The 3012-nt window shown below is 36.0% G+C and carries 5 protein-coding genes; 1 reads left to right on the forward strand and 4 read right to left on the reverse strand.

All coding sequences use genetic code 11. The features are described from left to right. Positions 1-498 precede the first annotated feature (498 nt). A complete protein-coding gene (locus G625_RS0116735) occupies positions 499-795 on the forward strand; it encodes a helix-turn-helix domain-containing protein (protein ID WP_029202014.1) in 297 nt (98 codons plus the stop codon). Here the strand turns inward: G625_RS0116735 and G625_RS23680 are convergent. From G625_RS23680 to G625_RS21670, 4 genes are all read right to left on the reverse strand, one after another. After that, positions 751-996 (reverse strand): MazG-like family protein, encoded by a 246-nt coding sequence (locus G625_RS23680; RefSeq protein WP_442852573.1) that lies wholly within the window; start codon positions 994-996, stop codon positions 751-753. The two genes, G625_RS0116735 and G625_RS23680, sit on opposite strands and share 45 nt — an antisense overlap. Positions 997-1065: 69 nt before the next feature. After that, a complete protein-coding gene (locus G625_RS23685) occupies positions 1066-1206 on the reverse strand; it encodes a hypothetical protein (protein ID WP_330365065.1) in 141 nt (46 codons plus the stop codon). Between the two features lie 47 nt (positions 1207-1253). Further along, on the reverse strand, positions 1254-1910 hold the full coding sequence (gene cobI, locus G625_RS0116745; RefSeq protein WP_029202015.1) for a precorrin-2 C(20)-methyltransferase: 657 nt from the start codon (positions 1908-1910) through the stop codon (positions 1254-1256). A gap of 137 nt (positions 1911-2047) precedes the next feature. Beyond that, positions 2048-2650: a PIN domain-containing protein gene (locus G625_RS21670; RefSeq protein WP_049895982.1), complete on the reverse strand. Its 603-nt coding sequence runs from the start codon at positions 2648-2650 to the stop codon at positions 2048-2050. Positions 2651-3012: the final 362 nt, after the last annotated feature.

Raw genomic sequence — 3012 nt, forward strand, 5'->3', positions numbered from 1 at the left:
CGCTTTTATTATAAATACATACTAAAGGACGGTCGATACTTTCATATCTATTTGTGCCGCCGCTTGCCGGCGGCATGGAAATTAGTATGAAAAAACATTTTAGGGGTATCAGATGTTCCTTATCTGATGGTCATATAATATCACCGGATGCTGAAAGGAAACTGAATATCCAATATTTCTATATGGTCTAAAAACAGACCATATGCATTTTCCTTAGACCATGATATGATTCTCAAGTCAAAAGAAATAATAGTCTATTATTCAAAAAGAATTCCCACTTTATCAAAAAAATTAATAAAAGCAATTGACGATATGTGATAAAACACATACTATTGAAACTATAGAGGAAAATAATGAACGAATATAACACAATATCTATGAAACCGCTGATGGAAAAATCCCCGCAAAGGAATTCCTTCTTTCGTTAAACTACGATATATAAGAAATCGAATTAGCAAAGACATATAGGGCTGATTATTATGCCAGGAAGGAGAATAAATGACAACCTTAAATGACTTCATAGAAGAACAGCTTAAAGACCCTGTTTTTAAAGAGAAATATGATGCACTTGAACCTGAGTATTCTCTAATACAGGCATTAATTGATGCCAGAAAAGAAAATGGAATGACACAAAAACAATTGGCAGATGCCACAGGAATATCACAGGCTGATATCAGCAGATTGGAACATGGAACAGGAAATCCATCTGTAAAGACTTTACAAAGAATAGCTCAGGCATTACATATGGCCTTAAAAATAGAATTTGTTCCACAAAAAGAAACGAGTATAGGTTAAAACAATTGAACACCTTTGGCTAGACCACGTTGGAGACAGGCACCTATGGTTTCCTCCATCGGTAACATAAGCGGTGTACTTGTCTGCTTTTCCGTATGCTTTTTCTGCCGGATACTTTCTGTTGTTATCGGCAAGTTTGGCATTAATGATTTCCGGTATGTCGAGACCAAGGTCATTTCCCATCAGCAATGCATAAATCAATATATCTGCCAGTTCCTCCTTGACCTTGGAAAGCTTTTTCTCTGTATCAACCTCGGTGTCAGCCCCGGATCATTGGAATACTTCCAGTAGTTCTGCAGCTTCAAGAGAGATGGATATGGCCATATCCTTAGGTCTGTGAAATTGTTTCCAGTTCCTGGCATCTCTGAATTCAACGATTTTTTTCGTGAGGTCTTTTAATGAATCATTCATATATTTTCCTCTGATATTTAAAGACTAGGGGAAAGGAAATAATAAGGTTATTTCACAATCACCAAAGAAAAGTATCCTGCTTCATCCGGAATGGATTGCGAGTCAAAATAAACCTTTTCATCCGGCATTCCACAGTTTTCAACCAGATAGATAAGCTTATTATGGGCAAATGCTTTTCCCTTTATTTCCTTTAACTTTTTTCCGGCTTTCATTATCACAAGTGTGCCTTCAAATTCACAGTACATCCCTGATGTTATCATCAGGGATTCGTCGCCTAGGGAAAGTGGAAGGTTCAACTTTGCGGAGGCAGCGCTAAAGGAAGTAATACCGCTGATTATCTCGAATTCATATCCTTGTTCCTTTATCATACCTGCAATATGAAAAAATGTAGAATATATCCCTGGATCCCCCAATGTAAGAAAAGCTACATTCTTCCCGGATGAAAGATGGTATATGATCTGTTCAGCAGCTTTATTATGTGCATCAGACAGATCATCCTTATGCATGGGAAATTCTAAAAGTAACAGTTCTTTTGAAATAATTTCCGGAACAGCCTTTTTCGCTATCCCATATGCTACTCCCGGCTCACCATGACTTTCCGGACATGCTATACAATCGGCATTTTTAATTGTCTTAAGAGCTTTTAATGTCATCAGGTCCGGATCCCCGGGTCCTACTCCAACAGCGTATAGTTTTCCTGTCATAGTGCTCCCTTATCATTTCAGTATCTTATACATGTATCACATGGAATTATCATAATCATATTATCGTTCATGTAATGATTATTCAATACATCTCTATACATAAAAAAGAGGGTTTATCCGTTCACAGTGACAGGCACCTATGGTTTATACACTTTTCTAAGTTCATTATGAACATTCTGCTTGAAATTCTCTTTTCCATATTGTTTAGTAACAATCTTTGCTACTGAATTAATCGCTTCTTGTGCATACCCGTTTTCTGACATTGCTTTCTGGATTTGTTTATTTAATTCCGATTTGATTTCTGATTTACTAGGTGCTTTCTTTGGTTTACTATTATTGACCTGATTAGATTTCTTAGCTGTTTCCGTTTTCTTTCTAGAAGGCATTTCTAATCTTTGTACTCTTGAAACATTTGCATTTTCTGTTGTTTTCCAAAATTCTATGATATTGTCGTAATCCTTATCTTTGCTCACAACGATGATATTTGCATTTTTTCCCTTGTTTTTTCCTATTAGGTAACCCATATACGAAACAATATGCATATCAATCGACTGACTTTTAGCGGGAACTCTGACTGTTTTAAGTTCGGCTCCACCATGCTCGTTGATGATATTAAGATCTATCTTATTGGCGTTATTGGTATAGAAAATTATTATGTGGTCTGATTTACTAAGACCCTTACAATTAGATAAAGCGCCACAACCTACATTTTCAAAATCAATAAGAAAAAATCTATCCATAATAAACTCCGTAATACCTGCTTTAAAGGATCTCTCTTTCTAATAGATCTTTTAAATAAGAATTGCTCTGTACTCTTTTCGACAATATATATCATCTATATCAACCCAAGTTTCACGAATGCTTTGTAAGGCCTTTCGTCATTTATAGTGGGTAAACCCACCATTGATAATTGATTAAATTTAAAGTTCACAGTGACAGGTATCTATGGTCGTTAATACGAAGACCAGCCCATTAATAGGCTGGTCTTGATTATGTGTTCACAGTGACAGGCACCTATGGTTCTATAAGTTCTAGGCATTCTGCTCCATCTGTCCATTCTGTAAATCTACAACAGTAGAAATAATTTATAAGTTCTAGGCTT

The organism is Oribacterium sp. NK2B42 (assembly GCF_000424445.1).
GTDB lineage: Bacteria > Bacillota > Clostridia > Lachnospirales > Lachnospiraceae > Oribacterium.

Bases quoted from the DNA above. Each gene is read 5' to 3' on its own strand.
- G625_RS0116735 (WP_029202014.1), top strand. From the start codon at position 499: ATGACAACCTTAAATGACTTCATAGAAGAACAGCTTAAAGACCCTGTT.
- G625_RS23685 (WP_330365065.1), bottom strand. From the start codon at position 1,206: ATGAATGATTCATTAAAAGACCTCACGAAAAAAATCGTTGAATTCAGA.
- cobI (WP_029202015.1), bottom strand. From the start codon at position 1,910: ATGACAGGAAAACTATACGCTGTTGGAGTAGGACCCGGGGATCCGGAC.
- G625_RS21670 (WP_049895982.1), bottom strand. From the start codon at position 2,650: ATGGATAGATTTTTTCTTATTGATTTTGAAAATGTAGGTTGTGGCGCT.